A 21,213-nucleotide genomic window follows, 5' to 3' on the forward strand; every position below is an offset into this window, starting at 1 on the left:
CGTCCAATTGATCAACGTTTTTTCCTTTCGTTGAAATTTTCTTTTCGTTCGTATCAAATTGAAGAAGATGTCAATCTTTTACTCAAAACCATAATTTTACATGTATGGAAGATACTCGAATGGACAATTATTTCTTTTCCTGCCTCCTGTTGATGTTGCTCCTTTTTGGTTGTGGCGAAACCCAAGAATCACCAAAGGCCCGGGACAGTTTTAAACACCTTGCTCTTGCCGAAAACATCCTTGATTTCTTAGGCGACCCAAAAGATACCAGGGATAGGGACATGCTTATGTTCTCAGACCAAGGTGCCTGGTTTGCATATAGTATTCCAAATTCTGGAAATAGTTTTAGTGGCTTTTCAGGGCCTTATTTAATGACACAGGAAAACGGGGTTTGGGCAAGCCGGAACCTGACCCAAATTGAGCTTACCTTGGATGGAGAACAGGAAGCGTTTGATTGGGAGGAAGCCCTTAGTGATCAAAAAAGTTACTCCAGTCATCTGGAACGGAAATTTTCTGACTCAAATTTCGAAGTAAAGCAAAAACTGACCTATTTGTCAGGGAATACGGCCATTATTGGAACCCAGATTACCAATCGTTCCGATAAAACCCAGTCTTTGCAGCTTCGGTGTTCTTCGAAATTGTTCGATACCGGAATCAGGATCTCCCAAGAAAATGATTATTTGAAGTTGGAATCTGACCGGAGCAATGCCATAGGATATATCCAATTTTTGAACGACGAAATGGACATGGCCGTTGAGGAAGGACTTTCTTATACCGCAACTACCAAAAACTTGGATTTAAAACCAGGAGATTCCAAATCGTTTTTGGTTTCACATACGTTTATTTTTCCAGAATATTCCTGGGAATTGGAACGTGAAAAAATAGCCAAGGTAGATTTCGATGCTTTGCTAAGAACCAGAAAAGCTGAAAAGGAAGCGCAATTGGAAAAGCTGGTTGCCAACGGCCGACAAGTTTTTCAAGATAGTACCCATGCCCAAGTCTTGGCCAAAGCACATCTCACGCTCCAGAACAATTGGCGTATTCCTGCCGGGGAATTAAAACATCAGGGCCTTTTTCCAAGTTATCACTACGAATGGTTTCATGGATTTTGGTCGTGGGACTCGTGGAAACATGCTGTGGGGCTGACCTCCTATGCCCCAGAATTGGCAAAGGACCAGATGAGGGCCATGTTCGATTTTCAGCTGGAAAATGGATTTATTGTGGATTGCGTATATCGCGATACAACCATTGAAGCCCATAACTTTAGGGATACCAAACCACCCCTTGCAGCCTGGGCAGTTGCCAAAATCCTAAGAACAAAAGCAGATTCCACTTTTGCGCAGGAAATGTATCCCAAACTAAAAAAATACCATCAATGGTGGTATGCCGACAGGGACCATGATCAAGATGGCCTATGTGAATATGGCTCAACGGACGGAACCTTAATTGCAGCAAAATGGGAAAGTGGCATGGACAATGCCATTCGCTTTGATGATTCCAAAATTGTGCAAAACGGAGTTGGAGCATACTCCTTAGATCAAGAAAGTGTGGATTTAAATGCTTACTTATACGCTGAAAAAGTATACTTGGCCGAAATTGCCCAATGGGTCCAGGAGCCCGAAGAATCCAAAACTTGGAAACAAGAGGCCGAAGCGCTCAAGGGAAGAATTCAAGAACAGTTTTTCGATACTGAAAACGGTTGGTACTATGATACCAACCTAGAAGGGAATACCTTTATAAAAGGTGCCGGTAGTGAGGGATGGATTCCACTTTGGGCCAATGTGGCCAGTAAGGAACAGGCCAAGGCAGTACGGGATAAAATGATGGATCCCAATAAGTTTAATGTAAAAGTACCTTTTCAGACCATGGCCGCAGACCACCCCAAGTTCGACCCCATGAATGGGTATTGGAGAGGGCCAAATTGGTTGGACCAAGCCTATTTTGGGATACAAGGGTTGAGGAATTATGGCTATACCGCAGATGCAGATGTAACCACGGAAAAGTTGCTTCAAGGGGCACAGGGTCTGCTTCAAAAAGGAACTCCCATACATGAGAACTACCATCCCCTAACAGGAAAGGGTTTGTATGCGAAAAATTTTAGTTGGAGTGCTGCCCATCTTATAATGCTATTGACAAACGATAAATAATACATGGATTACCAAGCGCTGAAAATAACTTCCACCCAAGCAGAAGGGATTGTTAAACAACTGTTCAATATTTCAGGGGAAGCTCATCCCTTACCAGGAGAAGTTGATTTTAATTTTAGAATCAAAGTGCCTGAAGGAGCGGGGTATATCTTAAAGGTGTCTAGGGCGGATGAGGAGGTTTCTTATCTGGAATACCAGCAGGCATTGTTACAATATGTGGTGGAAAAGGATAAGGGGATAATATCCCCACAGGTAATAAAAGATGTAGATGGAAAGGTAATTTCGGAATATACGGACGATAACGGGAACATCCGAAAAGTTAGATTGCTTACTTGGATTCCTGGACGAATATGGAGCAAGGTAAACCCGCAGTTGGATGAACTGCGAACCAGTTTGGGACAACAATGCGGTCTCTTGGCCCTTGCCTTACAAGGATTTGATCATTCCATGGCCCATAGGGATTTTGAGTGGGACGTGGCCCAAGCCCTATGGACAAAGGAACATTTGGACCTATTTAGTGGAAAGGAAAGGGAAATTCTTTCCTTTTTCATCGAAGCCTTTGAAAAAGTCCAAGTGTCATATTCGCAACTGAGGAAAGGAGTGGTCCACAACGACGCCAATGACAACAACGTTATCGTAACAGAGGATTTGGTCGCTCCCAAGGTCCGGGCGTTCATTGATTATGGGGATGCCGTATACACCCAAATAATCAATGATGTGGCCATTGCCTGCGCTTATGCCATAATGCACCATAACGATTCCTTGGATGCTGCATTGCCCATAATTAAAGGGTATCACGAATCCCTCCCTCTTATGGAAGCCGAATTGGAACATCTCTATCTGGCCATTGCCATGCGTTTGGTCATTTCAGTAACCAAATCGGGTCTGAACAAAATTAAGGAGCCAGATAACACCTATCTGCTTATCAGTGAAAAACCTGCTTGGGAAGTACTCCACAAATGGCGTGAAATCAACCCGGAATTTGCTCTTTTTTCCTTTAGGCAAGCGTGTGGGTATAACCCGCATCCGCAAAGAGAGAAATTCGAGCAATGGGCCAAGGCAAATACCTTTGGTCTAAGCGACTTGTTTCCATCCTTCCAAACGGAGGAGGTACATACCGTGGATTTGAGTGTTTCCAGTCTGTGGGTAGGGCATCAGGAAGAATTCAATGATTTGGATTTCCTCCAATTTAAGTTTGATCAACTGCAAAAGGAACATCCGAACAAAATAATTGCTGGGGGCTATTTGGAACCGAGGGCCCTATATGGAACTTCATCTTACGATAAGCAGGGGAATCAAGGAAGGGAAAGCCGGACAGTGCATCTTGGGGTAGACTTTTGGCTGCCAGCCCAGACCCCGGTTCATAGTTTGTGGGATGGAGAGGTGGTAACCGCCATAAATGATGAAGGGAACAAAGAGTATGGAGGACTCGTTATTCTGAAGCATCAGGAAAAGGATTTGGAGTTTTTTAGCCTTTATGGGCATTTAACGGTGGCCAGCGCGACCAGACACAAGGTTGGGGACAAAATCCAATCGGGCGACCGCATTGGAGTGTTGGGTCCGTATCCAGAAAATGGGAATTGGGCGCCCCATCTCCATTTTCAATTGATGTTGTCCTTGTTGGGTTATCAAAATGACTTTCCCGGAGTGGCCTACCACAACCAACTGGACGTATGGGGTGGATTGTGTCCAGACCCCAATCTGCTTTTTAAGAATAAAAATCTTGAACCCAAGGCGGCTGTTGCCAACAACACCTTACTACAATATAGAAACGAGCACCTGGGCAAAAGCCTCAGTTTACAATACAAAGTGCCCATTAAAATGGTTCGGGGTGCGGGACAGTATCTTATTGACCAAACGGGACGGAAATATTTGGATACCGTAAATAATGTGGCCCATGTTGGGCATGAAAATTATGCCGTTGTTAAGGCAGGGCAGGAGCAAATGGCTTTGCTCAACACCAATTCCCGTTATCTGCACGAAAATATCAACGCCTTTGCTGAACAGCTACTGGAAACGCTGCCCAAAGAACTTTCCGTACTTCACTTTGTGAACTCGGGTAGTGAGGCCAATGAGCTGGCCATTCGCATGGCAAAAGCGGCAACTGGCGAAAGGGATATCATTGCCTCGGAAGTGGGTTATCATGGGAATTCCAATATGTGTGTGGATATCAGTTCGTACAAATTTGATGGAAAGGGAGGTACTGGAGCCCCTGAACACACCCATATTTTTCCGTTACCCGATGCCTTTCGGGGTAAATACAGGGGCAAGGATTCAGGGTCGAAATACGCCGATGAGGTCCAGCTTCAAATAGAGAACATAAAAGCTAAAGGCCGTGGGGTCTGTGCGTTTATTGTGGAATCCATCATTAGCTGTGGTGGACAAATTGAGCTTCCCGAAGGTTTTCTGCTAAAGGCTTATGACCATGTGCGCAAGGTTGGCGGGCTTTGTATTTCCGATGAGGTCCAAGTGGGATGTGGACGTGTAGGGAAAACGTTCTGGGGCTTTCAGCTTCATGGGGTGGTTCCCGATATCGTGACCATAGGTAAACCCTTGGGCAACGGACATCCCTTGGCCGCGGTGGCCTGTACCCGGGAAGTTGCGGAAAAATTTGCGAATGGTATGGAGTACTTCAACACCTTTGGTGGTAATCCGGTTTCCTGCGCCATTGGTGCAGCAGTGCTCAACACGGTAAAAAAGGAAAAGCTGCAGGAGAATGCCCAAACGGTTGGCGACTTTCTGAAAGAAGAATTAAAGAATTTGGCGATTGATTTTCCCATTATTGGTGATGTGAGGGGGCAAGGGTTGTTCTTGGGATTTGAACTGGTAAGGCCCAATTTGGAACCCTTGGGGGAAAAGGCTGATTATCTGGCAAACAGAATGAAGGACCATGGCATCTTGATGAGCACCGACGGTCCGGACAACAACGTTCTCAAGATCAAACCTCCCATAGTTTTCTCCATGGAGAACGCCAATGAACTAATTTATTATTTGAAAAAAATCCTTGCAGAAGATTTTATGCAAGCCAATCTATCCTAACCAAAACCATGAGAAAGATATATTTCAGCCTAGTGGGTATCGTCTGTATATTGGCCTGCAAGCCAAACCAACTTCCTGAGATTGGGGAACAAACCTACCACTATAACCATCAGATTTTTGAAGAAAACAAGCTTCCACCTAGGGCCAGTTTTTTTGGTATGGAAGCCTTGGGGATAGCTAGCAAGGAAAATTCCCATAGGTTCATCGATTTGAATGGTCCTTGGAAATTTCATTTTGTAAAAGATCCCGTGGATAGACCAAAAAGTTTTCAGCATGTCGACTACGACGACGGTGATTGGGGTTCGATTCCCGTGCCTGCCAATTGGGAAGTGGAGGGATACGATCATCCCATTTATTTGGATGAACGCTATCCATTTGATACGCAATGGCCCAATGCGCCAGAAGGTTATAACCCTGTAGGCACTTACCGGAAGGAAATAGAATTGTCCAAGGAAATTTTGGACGAACAGGTCATTCTGCATTTTGAAGGTGCCAAATCGGCTATGTATGTGTATGTAAATGGCGCTTATGTGGGCTATTCCCAGGGGAGCAAAACCCCGGCAGAGTTCGACATCACCGAGCATCTTTCCGAAGGAACGAACCTAATTGCGCTCCAAATGTTCCGCTGGAGCGACGCCAGCTATCTGGAAAGTCAGGATATGTTGCGGATGAGCGGAATTGAACGGGATGTATATCTGTATTCCCGGCCTAAAATTTTTGTGTCGGATTATTTTAGTTATACCAATTTGGATGATTCATATTCCAACGGGGTTTTTAAACAATCCATTCAAATAACCAACCAGTCGGATACTTTGCAATCCCGTCTGGTAACAATTAGCTTATTAGATGGACAAACAGCTATTTTTCAGAAGGAACAAGAATTAAGTGTTGAGGCGAATTCCATGCAGGAATTGGTTTTTGATGCCCTCTTGGAAGACGTAAAACAATGGTCGGCAGAAATCCCCAACCTATACAACTTACAAATTTCCCTGGAAGACCCAACAAACCACGAGAACAATCAATACATACATGGACATGTAGGTTTCAAACGGGTGGAAATCAAAAATAGTCAGGTGCTGATCAATGGAAAGCCCATTTATGTCAAAGGGGTCAATAGGCATGAAACGGACCCGTATACCGGGCATGTGGTTTCCAAGGCTTCCATGGAAAAGGACATCCAGCTCATGAAACAGCACAACATCAATGCCGTGCGAAGCTCGCACTATCCGAACGACCCTTATTGGTTGGATTTATGTGATATCTATGGACTTTATGTGGTGGACGAGGCAAATATTGAGAGCCATCCGTTGGCCATTGATGAGGATACCCAAATTGGAAATGAAATGGAATGGCTTCCGGCCCACATGTCGCGTACGCAACGAATGTATTATCGGGATAGAAACCACCCGTCCATTTATTCCTGGTCCTTGGGCAATGAAGCGGGTGAAGGGGAGATTTTTAGAGCAACCTATAAATGGTTAAAAGAGCAGGATAATAATAGAATTGTTCAATACGAACCTGCAGGCAAGGAGGACTATACGGACCTCTACTGTCCCATGTACCCGCGCCCCGAGTATTTGGTCGAACATGGGGAGTCCAACTCGGATAAGCCTTCCATAATGATCGAATATGACCATGCCATGGGGAATTCGGTGGGCAATCTGCAGGATTACTGGGATACCATCGAAAAGTACCCGAATTTACAAGGTGGATTTATTTGGGATTGGGTAGATCAGAGTTTGGAGTATACCGATGAAAATGGGAAGCCCTACTTGGCTTACGGGCACGATTACCATGCGGACCTGCCAACAGACGGAAATTTTCTGAACAATGGCCTAGTTGACCCCTATAGAAACCCCCATCCGCATCTTTCCGAGGTGAAAAAAGTATATGAACCGGCCCAGTTTCACTGGTTAGGGAATAACAAGGTCCGAATTGACAACAAGAACTTCTTTTCCGATTTCTCCAATGTGGAAGTACAGGCAAGGGTATTAGTGGATGGCGTAGCGACCCAAGCACAAAGCTTCGATGCCCCAAAAGTGGAGCCACAAGAATCAAAAGAAGTACTGATCAATGTTATACCCAAAATACTTGACCCGGAAAAGGAGTACATTTTAGAAGTGGGGCTTCACCAAAAAACGGATGGAAAACTTCTATCGAAGGGACATGAGATAGCCTGGGATCAGTTTGTGGTGCAAAAAGGTATCCGGATTGCAGCAAAACCCAAAGACAACACTGCTTATAAACTTACTTCGCGTGAGGATATTATTCATATTGAAAATGGGGAAACGCAGCTGGACATCAATGCAAATACGGGTGAAATTGTTTCTTGGGACTTTGCCGGTTCAGCGATTACCCAGCAACCCCTTAGGCCAAATTTTTGGCGCCCTCCCACAGATAATGACCTTGGAAACGGAATGGGCAACTGGGCGAAATTATGGCAAGATGCCAGTTACCAAATCACATCAAAAATGCAAGCCTCCCCAAAATTGACTGCCACGGGATCAGTGGTTTTTCGGGTGTTGCACATACTGCCTAACAAGGAGGCAAGGGTTACCATGGGTCATACCCTGTTTCCAGATGGAAGTATGCGAGTGGATTATGAATTTGAACCCATAATGGAGGAGCTACCGAACCTTCCCAGATTGGGGATGTACTTGTCCGTGCCCAAAACCTTTAAGAAGGTAAGTTGGTATGGAAAAGGCCCTGTGGAAAGTTATTGGGACCGAAAAACAGGAGTGAAAGTTGGCATCTATTCCGGATTGGTGGAAGAGCAATTCCATCGATATTCACGACCACAAGAAACCGGGAACAAAACGGATGTAAGATGGATGGAACTTGCTACGGAAAAAATCGCAGTTCGGGTTTTCGGAGACACCCTTTTGAATGCCAGTGTATGGCCCTTTAATATGAAGGAGCTCGATTTTAACTCGGAAGAAGACGGGGCGGAATCCGCTTCTGGCCTGGTTCCAGTAACCAAAAAGCATGGGGCCGATATTAAGCTGGGGGACATGGTACAGTGGAATATTGACTTGATGCAAATGGGAGTAGGTGGGGACAATTCATGGGGAAGACCGGTTCGAGACCCCTATACCATAAAGCCTGTTCGCCGATCATATAGCATAACCCTACAACCGCGAAAAGTCGAAGGTATGTAAATTAATATAGAAAATTCCAGTTTTGAATTGCTGTCTTGGTAATCAAAAAAGTAGTCTGTTAATGTAAAATGGGATCGCTCCTAAAGCTCAAATATTTTTTCCATGAGCATCCATTTTTCACCTGGTTTTGCCATGGGGAGCGCTTGTTGATACTTCCACATTAAGTCCTCCCATTCCTGGACTTTTGGGTTGCTTTCATCCATCTGGGACTTTCGTTCAAAAGAAAAATCCTCACCGGCCTCGATGATCATAAAAAGCCTGTTCCCCAACAGATAAATTTGCATGGTATCAATGCCCGAATCCTTTATGCTGGCCTCAATTTCCGGCCATATTTTTTGATGATAGGCTTTGTATTCTGCAATTAACCCTGGATCATCCTTTAGATCCAGGGCCAATGCAAATCTTTTTGTGCTCATAAAGCTTCTTTTAAGCGGTTTCCAACTGTTGTCTTTTCATGGAGCGATAACTGTAGACGCCGACCAAAATCAAGCATACCAGGGGCAATACGAAGGAAAAGTTGACCTCTGGAATAAACCCGAACATCTTAACGTCGCTAAGACCGGTTCCTCCCATGTCGATGATCCTACCCTGAAGCGGGGGCATCAGTGCACCTCCCACAATTCCCAAGATCAATCCCGCAGAACCTATTTTGGCTTCGTCCCCCATTCCTTTAAGTGCTATTCCATAAATGGTCGGGAACATCAAGGACATGGCAAAAGAGACCCCTACCAAACAATACAATCCGACCATTCCACTGAGGACTATGGCTCCGGTACAGAGCACACTTCCCAGGATAGCGAAAATGAGCATCAGTTTGGCAGATGAGATGTATTTGAAAAGGAAGGTACATATCCATCTTGCCGTCAGGAACAATATGGTGGAAGCGGCGGCATAGACCACAGCATTCAATTGTTCATCCTCCCCCCTTGATGCGTTTAAGTTGGTCACGTACTGGTATATGAAAGTCCAAACCATGATTTGGGCAGCGACATAGAAGAACTGCGCCAACACGCCTTCATAATATGATTTGTTGGAAAAGAGCTTTGCAAAAGTTTCTTTCAGATTCAATTTTACTGCCGACTTTTTGCCATCATCAATCTTTACAAACAGAAATACCAACAATATGGCCAATACCACAAAACCCAAAACAATGTATGGGGCACTAATTACAGAAAGGTCGTGCTCAACCATTTGTTGCTGTTGTTCTGGGGAAAGGGCAGCAGCAGCCACTCCCGACGTATCAGCACCAATTTTGGTGTCCAACCGGTCCACCACATAGAGGCGTGCTACCAATTGCCCAGATAATGCCCCCATGGGGTTAAATGCCTGCGAGAGATTAAGACGTTGGGTAGCCGTTCTGGGATCGCCCAATTCCAAGATCATGGGATTGGCGGTAGTTTCCAGAAATGCTAATCCAAAGGTTAGGATATAAAAGGACACCAAGAAAAAGTTATAACTGGCCAAAAGTGCTGAGGGGTAAAACATAAGGGCACCGGCAGAAAACAGGATCAAACCCAAAACTATTCCTGATTTGTAACTGTATTTTCTAATGAAAAGTGCAGCTGGTATGGCCATGGTGCCGTAACCGCCATAGAAAGCCAATTGTACATAGGAGGCCTTTACATTGGAAATGTTGAGTACATTTTTAAACACCTCGACCATGGGGTTGGTAAGGTCGTTGGGAAAGCCCCAAAGAAAAAATAAACTCGTTACAAGAATAAATGGTAAAAGCAGCGCTTTGGCAACTACGGGGATCTTTTGATTTTGTTCCATAATTATTGAGTATTGGGTTTGTTGGTTAATCTAGTGCACGGTCCAAATGGGTATATCCTCCATCAACATAGATGAGCTGTCCGGTCGTATGACTCGATTTGTTGGACAATAGAAATATCACCATATCTGCAATTTCGACCGCAGTGGTCATCCTATTTTCCAAAGGGATGCGCCTCGTAATCTCGTTTAATTTTTTTTCTGGTTCGGGGAAGGTCTTGATCCATCGGTCGTACAATGGGGTATAGCATTCTGCGACTATGACGGCATTCACACGAATCCCATAAGGTAAGAGTTCTACCGCCCACTCCCGGGTAAGGGCATTGCGTCCTCCGTTCGCAGCAGCATATGCTGAGGTTCCCCCTTGGCCGGTAACCGCAGTTTTGGAACCAATGTTGACAATGGCCCCTTTGCTTTCCTTGAGCATGGGTAGGGCATGATGGGCCATGAGGTAATAGTGGGTAAGGTTACGGTTGATGGATTCCAAAAATGCCTCATAGTTTCCATTTTCTAGACCAATACCATCATTTACTCCGGCATTGTTCACCAGACCATCGATCCTTCCGAATTCTTGCACAATATTTTCTACCGCTGACTTGCATTGCGCGGGGTCCGTAAGTTCGGCAAAGGCGTGGGATGCCTTGCCGCCATTCTCTTCAATTTTTTTGACGGCGTCCAGTACATTTTCCCTATTTCTTCCGACGATTACCGGTATGGCACCTTCTTTGGCCAGTTCGGTGCAAATACCATTGCCAATTCCTTTGGAACCACCTGTAACGATGATCACTTTGTCTTTTAGTCCTAAATCCATTGCTTCAATTTAAAAGTGGCGCCATAGTGAACTTTCCATACATCTTCATTGCACCAGCGAAATATAAAAGACCAAACAATCATATGTAAGAATGTGGATGACATTTCAAAAATAGGATTGTTGTCCTTAATTCCAATTATTTTATTTTTTTTCAAAAACTTCCGTTATGCTTTTTAAGGAAACACCTAGGGTAGCCTGGGCTATGGTATCCAATTGGCCCTGGTCACCTTCCAAGTGAACAGTGTGTTGAATATGTGTGATGGATTCGTTGGGTGCCAATGCTGCCGCAGGAGACGATGTTTCCAACTCATAAAAGGGCCCCAATGGGTTACCTTCACCTACCGGGCCATCGTTATATGAGTTTATAACGTCCCCGCCAAAAGGCCTATCCTGCAATTCCCATTTGGAATTCACATAGTCATTTGTGGTAAGGGATTTGTTGTATTTGACCAGGGTTAAGACGCCGTTTTCGGCATCATAACTGCCAAATATGTCTTTAGCCCTTTGGGGTGATAATCCAATCTTACATCTGTATTCGCCGTCTCCCTTAAAAAATGCAATACTGTCTTTGGTTTGCAATCTTTCGGTTGATATTTCTCCAAAAGATTCATAGATGTTCACAGGTTTACCGAAGGTGCTCTCCTCTCCTGATTGGAAGGGAATGACAACCGTGGTGGTTTCGGAATGTTTGTACATTCCCAACAACCAAATGGAAAGAAGGCCATTTTCTTTGGTCCAAGTATCACTTCCGGTGTTCTTCAAAGTGTTTTCTGTGGTGTAGCCTACTGCATTAATACCTTGGAGGGAAGAAATTCCCAATATCGTCTGAAGTTGGGCATTCGAAATAATGCTTACCGATCGGTCAATGTGGAAATCGAAGGTATAGTCTGCATAGTTGGTCAAAGAGGCCGCTTTTGAAAACGAAATACCTTCCTTGGTTTGCTCTGTAATTTCGAAGGGTTCTAAATCTATAAGCTTGGGAGTCGACCAATTTTCGAAAGTAAAATCCTCGCCCTTATCGAAAAAAATGGAGTACTGTCCTCCCTCGGGTCCAAGCCAAAATCGTTCTTCCCCACCATATACATTGATTTGTGGGTTTATTTCCCCGGACTCATAATGCGCCTTGTTGATCCAACCATAACTTGATCCCTGCATGCCGTTGGCAGAGCTTGTCATGATTCGTCCTTGCAAGGAAGGAGACACCAGCACCAAGCCGTTTCCATTTTGCAATAATGCAAGTTTTGGGTCGTGCTGTTGAAGGAAATCATAATCCGCCTGGAAGGATTCCGCTACCGGTGCATTTTCCAATACTGAGGGTTCTTCAGTGTTGTTCTTTGCTTTGTTTTGGCAGGCAATGACCAAAATCGCCAATAGAAAAATCTGGCCACTTTTCTGAAGTGTTTTAAAAGTTGGGTTGTGCATGCTATTCTTTAATGCTACTGAATCGTCAGCGCGAAAACGGTCAAATTTAGGAGATTGCATATATGTCAACCTGTTGAAAAATAACTTTGACCGATACTTTTTTAACAATAGGCTTCTTAATGAATTCAGATAAGGTATGGCATGGGCTTTGTTTCCTATTCAAGAAAATCCGATTTATGAAAAAAACGCATCAAAAATCGTCTAACAAAATGAGGTAAATAAGTTAAAATTAAAGCATTGAAAAAACCGTTTCCGGTGATTAATTGTACGCTTTTGGTGTCTCTTAGGAGGAAGCCTGTAAAAGGCGTTACCGACTTTAACTATAAAGGGTTGTAGGGTTTTTGATGGTTCAGGTGTACTAATTTTTGAACACGGGGTTGATCATTGGATCCGATCTGAAGTTGAAATAAAAGAAGTTATATTTACTACCGAAATATTTTTCAGGCTCTAAATCCTGCATAAAATATGATAGTTTCCGAATGGAAGACTTCAAAAAATTATAACTAATAAAGATTCTTAACCAAATATGGTAAAAAGACAAAACCTGCTCTTCGCAGCAATTTTTACTTGTGCTATTTCTGTTAACGTTAACGGCCAAAAAAAATCATTTCAGGCCTATGAACAAAAAATTTCCGGGACAGAACTAACGGTTTCCATGTTACCCATTCCTGGTGGAAGTTTTTCCATGGGCAGCCCTAGTTCCGAAAACGGAAGGTCCGATGATGAAGGGCCGGCCCACAAGGTGAATATTGCCCCTTTTTGGATGGGAGAGTTTGAGATTACCTGGGACTTATACCAATTGTTTATGTCCCGTGAAATAGATAAAACGGACGGAAAAGTTGCCAAAGGTGGGGAAGTTTCCTTGGACGTGGATGCAGTTTCTGGCGCTACCACCCCCTACGTGGAAATGAGTTTCGGTATGGGTACCGAGGGGTATCCCGCGATTTGCATGACCCAATATGCCGCCTCCAAGTTTTGCGAATGGTTATCGGCTATGACCGGAAACTTTTATCGCCTTCCCACCGAAGCCGAATGGGAATATGCCTGCAGGGCAGGGACGGAAACGGCCTACTCTTTTGGAGGGAGTGCCTATAGAATCAATGATTATGCTTGGTATGCGAACAATAGTGGCAACAAATACCAGAAAGTAGGACAGAAAAAACCAAATTTGTGGGGATTGCACGATATGCATGGAAATGTTGCCGAATGGACGTTGGATGCCTATAGCGCTGACACTTATGGCGACCGCAAGGGCGGGAATAGTGCAAATCCTTTTATTAAACCTGTTAAAACCTATCCCAGAGTAGTTCGCGGTGGGTCATGGAAAGACAGCTCGACCAAATTGAGAAGCGCTGCTAGGGTATTTTCAGAAAAGCGTTGGAAAATGCGCGACCCGCAAATTCCCAAGAGCAAATGGTGGCATACGGATGCTACCTTCGTTGGCTTCCGAATTGTAAGACCTTATAACACTCCAAGTCAAAAGGAGCAGAAAATATATTGGAAAGAAAAACATTCAAACTAAATATCATGGGCAAGCAAAAAACAAATCAAAAGAGCGACGCGTTTACTCGCAGATCGTTCGTAAAAACAACCGGATTGGCCACCGGCGGAATATTGGCCAGCAGCATTCCGTTTGAGTCAATGGCTCAAACAGGAAAAGTGGAAAAATTAAAACTAGCGGTAGTTGGTTGTGGTGGACGAGGTACCGGAGCCACTGTACAGGCACTTACCGCAGACCCAGATGTGGAATTGGTAGCTATGGCGGATGCCTTCCAGGATCGTTTGGAAGGAAGTCTAACTGCCATCCAAGAGCACTTTGACGGGGAACGAAAAATCAATGTCAAGGAAAAAAATCGTTTTGTTGGGTTCGATGCCTACAAGAATGCCATCGATAGTGCGGATGTAGTGGTTTTGGCAACTCCTCCCGGATTTCGACCCTTGCATTTTGAATACGCCATCGCCCAAGACAAGCATGTGTTTATGGAAAAACCCGTTGCCACCGATGCAGCAGGGGTTAGGAGAGTGCTTCAAGCGGCCAAGTCGGCCAAGGAGAAAAAGCTAAATGTTGTTGTGGGACTTCAAAGACATTACCAGAAAAAGTATACCACGCTTTATGATCAAATCCAACAGGGAGCCATGGGTAAGATTGTTGGAGGTCAGGTATACTGGAATAGTGGTGGTGTTTGGGTAAGACCACGTAAAGAAGGGCAGAGCGAATTGGAGTATCAAATGCGAAATTGGTATTATTTCAACTGGCTTTGCGGAGACCATATTTTAGAGCAGCACATCCACAATATTGATGTGGCCAACTGGTTTATCGGTGAATATCCTTCAATGGCGCAAGGTATGGGCGGTAGAGAAGTCCGTAACGGAAAAGACCATGGAGAGATATTTGACCATCACTTTGTAGAATACACCTACCCAACAGGGGCTGTAATATCAAGTCAGTGCAGACACCAAAAAGGATGTCACAGTAGAGTGGATGAAGCTTTCCAAGGAAGCAATGGTAGCGTTGTGGTCAGCAAGGGAATTATTGCCGATTTGAACGGGCAGGAGAAATTCAATTACTCCAAAATGAACGAAGGTCAGCACGACCCAAATCCATATCAGGTAGAACACGACAGACTTTTTGCGGCCATTCGTACGAAGTCAGAATTGTTGGCTGATGCGGAAAATGGTGCCAAATCCACTTTGGCGGCGATTATGGGACGTATGGCTACCTATTCAGGTGATATTATCACTTGGGACCAAGCCTTGAACTCTGACTTGCAATTGGTCCCCGACAATTTAAGCTGGGATTCTGTAGCCCCAACTTTGCCGGATGCCGATGGAAAATATAAGATTCCAGTTCCTGGAATTACCAAGTTTTCATAAGACCTAAATAGAAAAAGATGAAACGAAGAAAATTTGTAGGCTCTGTTGCAGCAACTTCTGCCTTGGGATTTGTTCCCGGAATACTATCGGCACAACAGGGGAGCGAACCTGCTTATAAGGGATTCAACTTGAAATATGCCCCACATTTGGGAATGTTCAAAAATCTGGCAGGGGACGATCCCATTGATCAGCTCAATTTTATGGCGGATCAAGGATTTATGGCCTTTGAAGATAATGGTATGAAGGGAAGGTCACTTGATCTTCAGGAAAAAATGGCTTCCACAATGGCCAAAAGAGGGATTTCCATGGGAGTTTTCGTTGCGCACAAAATTTATTGGAAGGAGCCCAACCTAGCAAGTGGTGACGAAAACTTGAGGGAGGAATTCCTGTCCCAAATAAAGGAATCGGTGGAAGTGGCCAAAAGGGTGAACGCAAAATGGATGACCGTAGTTCCCGGACATGTGGATCTACGACAAAATATTGGATATCAAACGGCCCATGTAGTCGAATCCTTGAAAAGGGCATCCGAAATTTTGGAGCCACATGGATTGGTCATGGTCTTGGAGCCCTTGAACTTTAGGAACCATCCTGGACTGTTTTTATCCGAGAGTCCGCAGGCGTATGAAGTATGCAAAGCTGTGGACTCCCCTTCCTGTAAAATACTTTTTGATATTTACCATCAACAGATACAAGAGGGTAATCTTATTCCGAATATCGATGCGTGTTGGGAGGAAATCGCCTATTACCAGATTGGTGACAATCCTGGAAGAAACGAGCCCACTTCCGGGGAGGTCAATTATAAAAATGTCTTCAAATTTATCCACAGCAAAGGGTTTAAAGGTATCCTTGGAATGGAGCACGGAAATTCCATTAAGGGTAAAGAGGGGGAACAAAGAGTAATTGACGCATATAAGGAGTCGGACAGCTTTATCTGATTTTTCGCTTGCCCATAAAAAAACCGCCGAATTAGATTTTAATAGATTCTAATTCGGCGGTTTGTAGTAGCGGGAACAGGACTCGAACCTGTGACCTTCGGGTTATGAGTTCCAAAAAGTACACACTTTTCAAGATTTCCCGGCTCAATTTTGTACAAAAACGTGTACGGTATCGTGTACGGTTTTCATGACAAATATAATCATTTGTTTTAGCTAGATACTTTTATTTAGCTTCCCATAAATTGGCCTGAAAAGGTACGTCCACTGGAGTTTGGGCTAAATGGTCCATATAATTGGTCATTACTTTGAAGCCTACAATGGTAATTACTTCTAGAATTGCCTCTTTTGGATAGCCAGCGTTTAAAAACTTATTGATGTCTTCATTGCTTACTTGACCTCTTTTGGTCGTTGTCGCTTTGACATATTCACTCAGAGCATTCAGTTTTTTATCTGGTAATTCCCGTCCTTCACGCAAAGCATCTATGTTTTCTTGAGAAACCCTATGCATTTGTGCAATACTGGAATGGGCAGCCATGCAATACTGGCAATTGTTTTCATAACTCGATGCCAAAAATGCAATCTGCCTTTCTTTTGCCGTAAGCACGCTGTTTTTGGTTAAAAATTTATCACCTTCCCAGTAGGCGTAAAGTAATGCTGGGTGATTTGCCATCAAACCCAACAAATTTGCGTCAAATCCATAGGCTGATTTAGCAGCTGTTAGTATGGATTTTGATGCCTCTGGGGCATCTTCGATAGTTCTGATTTTGAATTCTACATTTTGCAACGTTTCCATTTTACTGATATTTAATTGACTTTATTTATAAATAGATTATGTTTTCCGTTAAGACTAGATGTCTTTCAATAGATAGATCCATATGATCCTTGAAATGCGCATATTGAAAGAGGAGAGCGCTATTAAAACAACCGCAATCCAAATGAAAATTTGGTAATTGAAGATGTTTTCATAATAAAAGGTAGCAGCAAAAACAACCATAATAGCTTCTATGATTCCTATTGCATAACTGACATACATGGCACCAAAAAAGAAGCCTGGCTCTTTTTCAAATACATAACCGCAGTGGGTACAACTTTTATGCATTTTCGGTTTATACCAGTTCTCCAAAAAGTTATTCTGTTTGTAGATTTTACCTGTGTGGCAGTTAGGGCATTTATTTGAGAGTATATTCTTAATCATTGGATTGTGTTTTTTGATCATTGATTATTATATCCTCTTCAAAACTTAAACTCAGTGGTAAATACAAAGTGAAACAGACTATTTGTTAAACCACTTTCCTTTAGAAAGGAACCTGGAAATATAAAATTGGTTTCCAGTTCCAAACTCACATATTCATTTAACTCAAAACTTGTGAAAGTACCGAGTTGTGTACCTATATAGGGCTGGTTGTTTAAAGAGGGATACTCTAGTTGCAGGGCGGGATTGTAAACCCCATCCTTTGTAGATTCACGCCAAAAAAAGTCGATGTCAAATTCATAAAAGAAACGGTCCTTTTTAAAATTGACATAAGGATGGATGTCGATAAGATTTGATGGACCAAAACGTGCTACACGTCCAAAATAGGCTCCCTTAGGGTAAAAGGCATCAAAAGTTCCAACCTTGTTGTCTGCCGGGTCGTCATCCCCATCAATGACTTCAAATTTCAATCCTGTTTTTAGGTTGTTTGGCGTATTTCGAAATGCATACTCGACTTGAAAATAATAGGCCAATGCTGAAATTCTGGAATCCTCAAAGCTTCCAAATTGGTGGATAATTTCATTGTTGTAACTCCAGCCTTTCAAAGTGCCGTAATGGTGAATGCCCACAGCGCTTCTCCGTTCATTTCCCGTAATGTTGTTATAAACTACATCATTCTGCTTCTGGAAGAAATAGTACGCATCTAAATTGATTAAACCAGAGATGTAATCGGAAAAATGAAAACCATAAAAAGACTCCTTGAATTCGAAAAAGTCATTGTCTAGAACACCTACTTCATTTCGAACTATCGAGGCTGTGAAAATATCCGCTTCAAGTGTATTTTTTTTGAATTTAAGTTGTAGAAGGTCAAATGATCTCCTCACATTTGGGAGGTTGCGGACATCTACTAATCTTCCAGAGCCATAACTCAAGTTCTTCCTGCCAACTGCCATTTGGAGTTCGGGCATGAACTTGTATTGGACAAAGATTTGGTTGAAGGCAAGTACGTCTTTATCCACTGCGGTTAAATCATCTTTTCCAATCACTGTGCTGGAGGAAAGCTCAACAAAGGCATTTAGGTTTTTACCAAAATTCCAGTCTGTGTTTAGCATAATGCGATTAAGTAGCCAAGCATTATCTTGTCCATCATGGGAGCCAAATTCCTCATTAATGAATGATTCTGCTTGGAAACGGTAGTCACCCCCAATGGATAGTGTGGTGTTTTCACCTAGTTTAATCCCCTTTAACCCGCTCAGAATTAGGCGTTCTTCAGTTTTTTCGGTAGCATCAATATGTTGAATGTGCTGACCATACAACAGATTACTCCAGAACAATAAGAGTATAATAAGCTGGACACATCGGTTGTATTCAAACATCAACCGAATTATATATGTGCAAAAAGCTTTGTGCTGCGTTCCTTTTTTCATAATAAATCGATTAAAAATTCATGGCCACTCCAAGCCCGTTTCCTTTTATAATCATTCTCCAGGCCACCCTCTTTTTATTCTTGTGTGCGTTCTCTTTGGATTGATTTTGATAGCGCCCATCCAGATACTTGTCAATTGCTTCAACGTTAGCAACGCTTAGCACAACACTAAGTGCAATATCTGTGAGCCAATGAGCTCCATTCCAAAGACGGGTCAATGGTGGAATACTGCCTAGCAGATATATACCGCCTTTGATCCATGGATTTTTGAATTGTTTGGCCAAGGCATGGGCATTACTAATTGCAAGTGCAGTATGACCGGAGGGAAAAGAATGAAAATCAGAGTCTCGTTGAAAAGGCCGAAAGTCATTTTTATTCAGACCAGACCTTGGTCTTGCCCTACCGACCAAGGACTTGGAAATTTGTTGCAATACCCCTGTAGCGGTAGCAGATGAAATCATAAGCACACCTGTGCGACGTATTTTGTCATTTTTGCTGAACAAGCCTGTGAGGTATACAATACCATTGAACGCATAATTGTTTTGAGGATTCCCATAGTACCAGCCGTAATCTTTTAGGAGTTCGGGAATATGTGGTTCTTGATTTCTGAACCACCTGTCAGCTTCATCATCAATTGTATACAACCCCATTGTTCCTAAAATTGTACCTGCAAAAAACCCTACTTGATTGTTTTCCCATGAAAGAGGACGTGTATAAGCATGGCCAACCCCTCCTAAAATGCTGTTCAAATCATAGGTGAACTTTTGCCAATTTGATTGTGATGTTGTTTTGTTAAGCTGTTGGGTAAACACAGCGGAAGTTTGCATCAGTAATAGTAAGGCGGTTATGAGTTGGTTGTTTTTCATGATTCAAATCTAGAATCATGGACGAAGATGTTTTTTAAGGAAATGAGCTACTTGTTCAATTATTGCTCCTTCCTTTAAATGGAAAAACCCAAGCAATTGCCTGGGCTTTTTGAAAATGTAATGTTTTTTGATTTTATAGCTTATTCCTCTTAACTGCTTTTAGAAATTTAAGGGTTTAAGTTCGCCCAAAATGGTAGGAATAAGTTCCGAAACTGTTGGATGTATATGCACGGCGTTCAATATTGTTCTATACGAAGCTTTTGCGTACATTATGTCCAACATACCATGAATAATTTCATCACCATTAAGGCCAAGAATAGTTGCACCAAGAATTCGTTCTGTGTTTGCATCGATGATTACTTTCATGAATCCTTTTTCCTCGCCATTTTCCTTGGCTCTTGAAATCTTGGAAAAAGGACGATGTCCTATTAGTAATTTTTCAGTTGATTTAAGGGCCTCTTTTTCAGTAATTCCAATTCTTGCCAATGGTGGATCGGTGAACAAAGCATAACATGGAATTCTATCGTTAATGCTTCTTTTGGAGTCTTGAAAAATATGATTTTCAACAATTTCAAAATCATTGTATGCGGTATGCGTAAAAGCACCTTTGGCATTCACATCTCCCAATGCCCAAATACCTTCAACGTTGGTTTTTAGGTGTTTATCTACCGCTATATATCCATTTTTATTTAGAATTAGGTCAGTATTTTCCAGGCCTAAATCATGGGTATTGGGTAGCCTTCCTGTTGCTGCAAAAATGTGTGACCCTATTATTTTTGTTGGACCATTGTTGGTATCAAGATTTATTTCAATTCCTTTGGAATGTTGTGAGGCATTAAGGTTGGTTGCTCCCAATTTAAATTCAATCCCTTCTCCTTCCAAAATATTTTTTAGCTCCTTAGAAACATCACCGTCCTCTCGAGGTACAAGTTCCGTGTTTGTTTCGATTACAGTTACTTTACTACCAAACCTTCGATACATTTGTGCAAATTCCAATCCAATGTAACTTCCTCCTAAAATAATAAGATGTTCAGGTACAAAATCAACATCCATGATCGTACTATTTGTGAAATGGGGCACTTGTTGAACTTCCTGGGGGACCCGCGCTCTCGTTCCTACATTAATAAAAATCTTAGGTGCTGAAATTTTCCTTTCACCGACTTGGATTATCGTATTAGCCAAAAATTTTGCATGGCCTTCAATGATTTCAAGGTTAGTTACACTTGACAACCAATTTTGAAGACCTTTTGAGGACCTTTGCACTATTTGGTCCTTTCGCCTTTTTACGAGTTTCATGTCCGTTTTAATTTCCCCCTGCACGTTAAAGCCAAATTCAGCTCCTCTTTTTGCGGTGTGAATGGCTTTTGCACTTGCTATCAGTGTTTTAGTAGGAGTACAGCCATTGTTGACACAAGTACCGCCCAACCATTTTCGTTCAACCAGCGCTGTTTTGTGGCCTTGTGTGGCAAACTTGGCTGCTAGTGATGGCCCGGCTTGTCCAGCTCCTATAATTATTGCATCGAAATTTTCCATTGTATGAATCTGTTTTGTTCGTAGTGGTGTGTTAAGCTAC

Annotated in this window: 15 protein-coding genes; 6 read left to right on the top strand and 9 right to left on the bottom strand. The window is 42.9% G+C overall.

Going from position 1 to position 21,213, the window contains the following annotated elements; all coding sequences use genetic code 11:
• Positions 1 to 104: 104 nt before the first annotated feature.
• The 3 genes from M3P07_RS14670 to M3P07_RS14680 are packed head-to-tail and all read left to right on the top strand — an operon-like array spanning position 105 to position 8,344.
• On the top strand, positions 105 to 2,147 hold the full coding sequence (locus M3P07_RS14670) for an MGH1-like glycoside hydrolase domain-containing protein (protein WP_249970685.1): 2,043 nt from the start codon (positions 105 to 107) through the stop codon (positions 2,145 to 2,147).
• 3 nt (positions 2,148 to 2,150) lie between these two features.
• Positions 2,151 to 5,186, top strand: a complete 3,036-nt coding sequence (locus M3P07_RS14675; protein WP_249970686.1) for an aminotransferase class III-fold pyridoxal phosphate-dependent enzyme — start codon at positions 2,151 to 2,153, stop codon at positions 5,184 to 5,186.
• An 8-nt stretch (positions 5,187 to 5,194) separates the two neighbouring features.
• Positions 5,195 to 8,344 (top strand): glycoside hydrolase family 2 TIM barrel-domain containing protein, encoded by a 3,150-nt coding sequence (locus tag M3P07_RS14680; RefSeq protein WP_249970687.1) that lies wholly within the window; start codon positions 5,195 to 5,197, stop codon positions 8,342 to 8,344.
• A gap of 80 nt (positions 8,345 to 8,424) precedes the next feature.
• Here the strand turns inward: M3P07_RS14680 and M3P07_RS14685 are convergent, their stop codons facing one another.
• The 4 genes from M3P07_RS14685 to M3P07_RS14700 form a co-directional block, all read right to left on the bottom strand.
• Complete coding sequence (locus M3P07_RS14685; protein WP_249970688.1) at positions 8,425 to 8,760, bottom strand: L-rhamnose mutarotase; 336 nt, start codon at positions 8,758 to 8,760, stop codon at positions 8,425 to 8,427.
• A 10-nt stretch (positions 8,761 to 8,770) separates the two neighbouring features.
• A complete protein-coding gene (gene fucP / locus M3P07_RS14690) occupies positions 8,771 to 10,117 on the bottom strand; it encodes an L-fucose:H+ symporter permease (RefSeq protein ID WP_249970689.1) in 1,347 nt (448 codons plus the stop codon).
• A gap of 25 nt (positions 10,118 to 10,142) precedes the next feature.
• Positions 10,143 to 10,925, bottom strand: a complete 783-nt coding sequence (locus tag M3P07_RS14695; protein ID WP_249970690.1) for an L-fucose dehydrogenase — start codon at positions 10,923 to 10,925, stop codon at positions 10,143 to 10,145.
• A gap of 141 nt (positions 10,926 to 11,066) precedes the next feature.
• Positions 11,067 to 12,407, bottom strand: a complete 1,341-nt coding sequence (locus M3P07_RS14700; RefSeq protein WP_249970691.1) for a DUF6786 family protein — start codon at positions 12,405 to 12,407, stop codon at positions 11,067 to 11,069.
• A gap of 466 nt (positions 12,408 to 12,873) precedes the next feature.
• On the opposite strand from M3P07_RS14700, the gene M3P07_RS14705 reads away from it, so the two are divergent.
• From M3P07_RS14705 to M3P07_RS14715, 3 genes are read left to right on the top strand one after another with little or no spacing between them, the layout of a single operon-like run.
• The gene (locus M3P07_RS14705; protein WP_249970692.1) at positions 12,874 to 13,869 is read left to right on the top strand and encodes a formylglycine-generating enzyme family protein; all 996 of its coding nucleotides are present in this window, start codon (positions 12,874 to 12,876) and stop codon (positions 13,867 to 13,869) included.
• Positions 13,870 to 13,874: 5 nt separating this feature from the next.
• The gene (locus tag M3P07_RS14710; RefSeq protein WP_249970693.1) at positions 13,875 to 15,221 is read left to right on the top strand and encodes a Gfo/Idh/MocA family protein; all 1,347 of its coding nucleotides are present in this window, start codon (positions 13,875 to 13,877) and stop codon (positions 15,219 to 15,221) included.
• A gap of 17 nt (positions 15,222 to 15,238) precedes the next feature.
• Entirely contained in the window at positions 15,239 to 16,156 is a 918-nt protein-coding gene (locus tag M3P07_RS14715; RefSeq protein WP_249970694.1) for a hydroxypyruvate isomerase family protein, read from the top strand.
• 223 nt (positions 16,157 to 16,379) lie between these two features.
• On the opposite strand, the gene M3P07_RS14720 is transcribed toward M3P07_RS14715, so the two are convergent.
• From M3P07_RS14720 to M3P07_RS14740, 5 genes are all read right to left on the bottom strand, one after another.
• The gene (locus M3P07_RS14720) at positions 16,380 to 16,949 is read right to left on the bottom strand and encodes a carboxymuconolactone decarboxylase family protein (protein WP_249970695.1); all 570 of its coding nucleotides are present in this window, start codon (positions 16,947 to 16,949) and stop codon (positions 16,380 to 16,382) included.
• 54 nt (positions 16,950 to 17,003) lie between these two features.
• The gene (locus M3P07_RS14725) at positions 17,004 to 17,351 is read right to left on the bottom strand and encodes a DUF983 domain-containing protein (RefSeq protein ID WP_249970696.1); all 348 of its coding nucleotides are present in this window, start codon (positions 17,349 to 17,351) and stop codon (positions 17,004 to 17,006) included.
• 38 nt (positions 17,352 to 17,389) lie between these two features.
• Entirely contained in the window at positions 17,390 to 18,775 is a 1,386-nt protein-coding gene (locus M3P07_RS14730; RefSeq protein ID WP_249970697.1) for an alginate export family protein, read from the bottom strand.
• Positions 18,776 to 18,785: 10 nt separating this feature from the next.
• Entirely contained in the window at positions 18,786 to 19,640 is an 855-nt protein-coding gene (locus M3P07_RS14735) for a phosphatase PAP2 family protein (RefSeq protein WP_249970698.1), read from the bottom strand.
• 159 nt (positions 19,641 to 19,799) lie between these two features.
• Positions 19,800 to 21,173, bottom strand: a complete 1,374-nt coding sequence (locus M3P07_RS14740; RefSeq protein WP_249970699.1) for an FAD-containing oxidoreductase — start codon at positions 21,171 to 21,173, stop codon at positions 19,800 to 19,802.
• Positions 21,174 to 21,213 lie beyond the last annotated feature (40 nt).

It is taken from the genome of Flagellimonas myxillae (genome assembly GCF_023502235.1).
GTDB classification, from domain to species: domain Bacteria; phylum Bacteroidota; class Bacteroidia; order Flavobacteriales; family Flavobacteriaceae; genus Flagellimonas; species Flagellimonas myxillae.

Excerpts from the sequence above, each read along its gene's own strand:
- M3P07_RS14670 (WP_249970685.1), top strand. The coding sequence starts at position 105 with ATGGAAGATACTCGAATGGACAATTATTTCTTTTCCTGCCTCCTGTTG.
- M3P07_RS14675 (WP_249970686.1), top strand. The coding sequence starts at position 2,151 with ATGGATTACCAAGCGCTGAAAATAACTTCCACCCAAGCAGAAGGGATT.
- M3P07_RS14680 (WP_249970687.1), top strand. The coding sequence starts at position 5,195 with ATGAGAAAGATATATTTCAGCCTAGTGGGTATCGTCTGTATATTGGCC.
- M3P07_RS14685 (WP_249970688.1), bottom strand. The coding sequence starts at position 8,760 with ATGAGCACAAAAAGATTTGCATTGGCCCTGGATCTAAAGGATGATCCA.
- fucP (WP_249970689.1), bottom strand. The coding sequence starts at position 10,117 with ATGGAACAAAATCAAAAGATCCCCGTAGTTGCCAAAGCGCTGCTTTTA.
- M3P07_RS14695 (WP_249970690.1), bottom strand. The coding sequence starts at position 10,925 with ATGGATTTAGGACTAAAAGACAAAGTGATCATCGTTACAGGTGGTTCC.
- M3P07_RS14700 (WP_249970691.1), bottom strand. The coding sequence starts at position 12,407 with ATGCAATCTCCTAAATTTGACCGTTTTCGCGCTGACGATTCAGTAGCA.
- M3P07_RS14705 (WP_249970692.1), top strand. The coding sequence starts at position 12,874 with ATGGTAAAAAGACAAAACCTGCTCTTCGCAGCAATTTTTACTTGTGCT.
- M3P07_RS14710 (WP_249970693.1), top strand. The coding sequence starts at position 13,875 with ATGGGCAAGCAAAAAACAAATCAAAAGAGCGACGCGTTTACTCGCAGA.
- M3P07_RS14715 (WP_249970694.1), top strand. The coding sequence starts at position 15,239 with ATGAAACGAAGAAAATTTGTAGGCTCTGTTGCAGCAACTTCTGCCTTG.
- M3P07_RS14720 (WP_249970695.1), bottom strand. The coding sequence starts at position 16,949 with ATGGAAACGTTGCAAAATGTAGAATTCAAAATCAGAACTATCGAAGAT.
- M3P07_RS14725 (WP_249970696.1), bottom strand. The coding sequence starts at position 17,351 with ATGATTAAGAATATACTCTCAAATAAATGCCCTAACTGCCACACAGGT.
- M3P07_RS14730 (WP_249970697.1), bottom strand. The coding sequence starts at position 18,775 with ATGAAAAAAGGAACGCAGCACAAAGCTTTTTGCACATATATAATTCGG.
- M3P07_RS14735 (WP_249970698.1), bottom strand. The coding sequence starts at position 19,640 with ATGAAAAACAACCAACTCATAACCGCCTTACTATTACTGATGCAAACT.
- M3P07_RS14740 (WP_249970699.1), bottom strand. The coding sequence starts at position 21,173 with ATGGAAAATTTCGATGCAATAATTATAGGAGCTGGACAAGCCGGGCCA.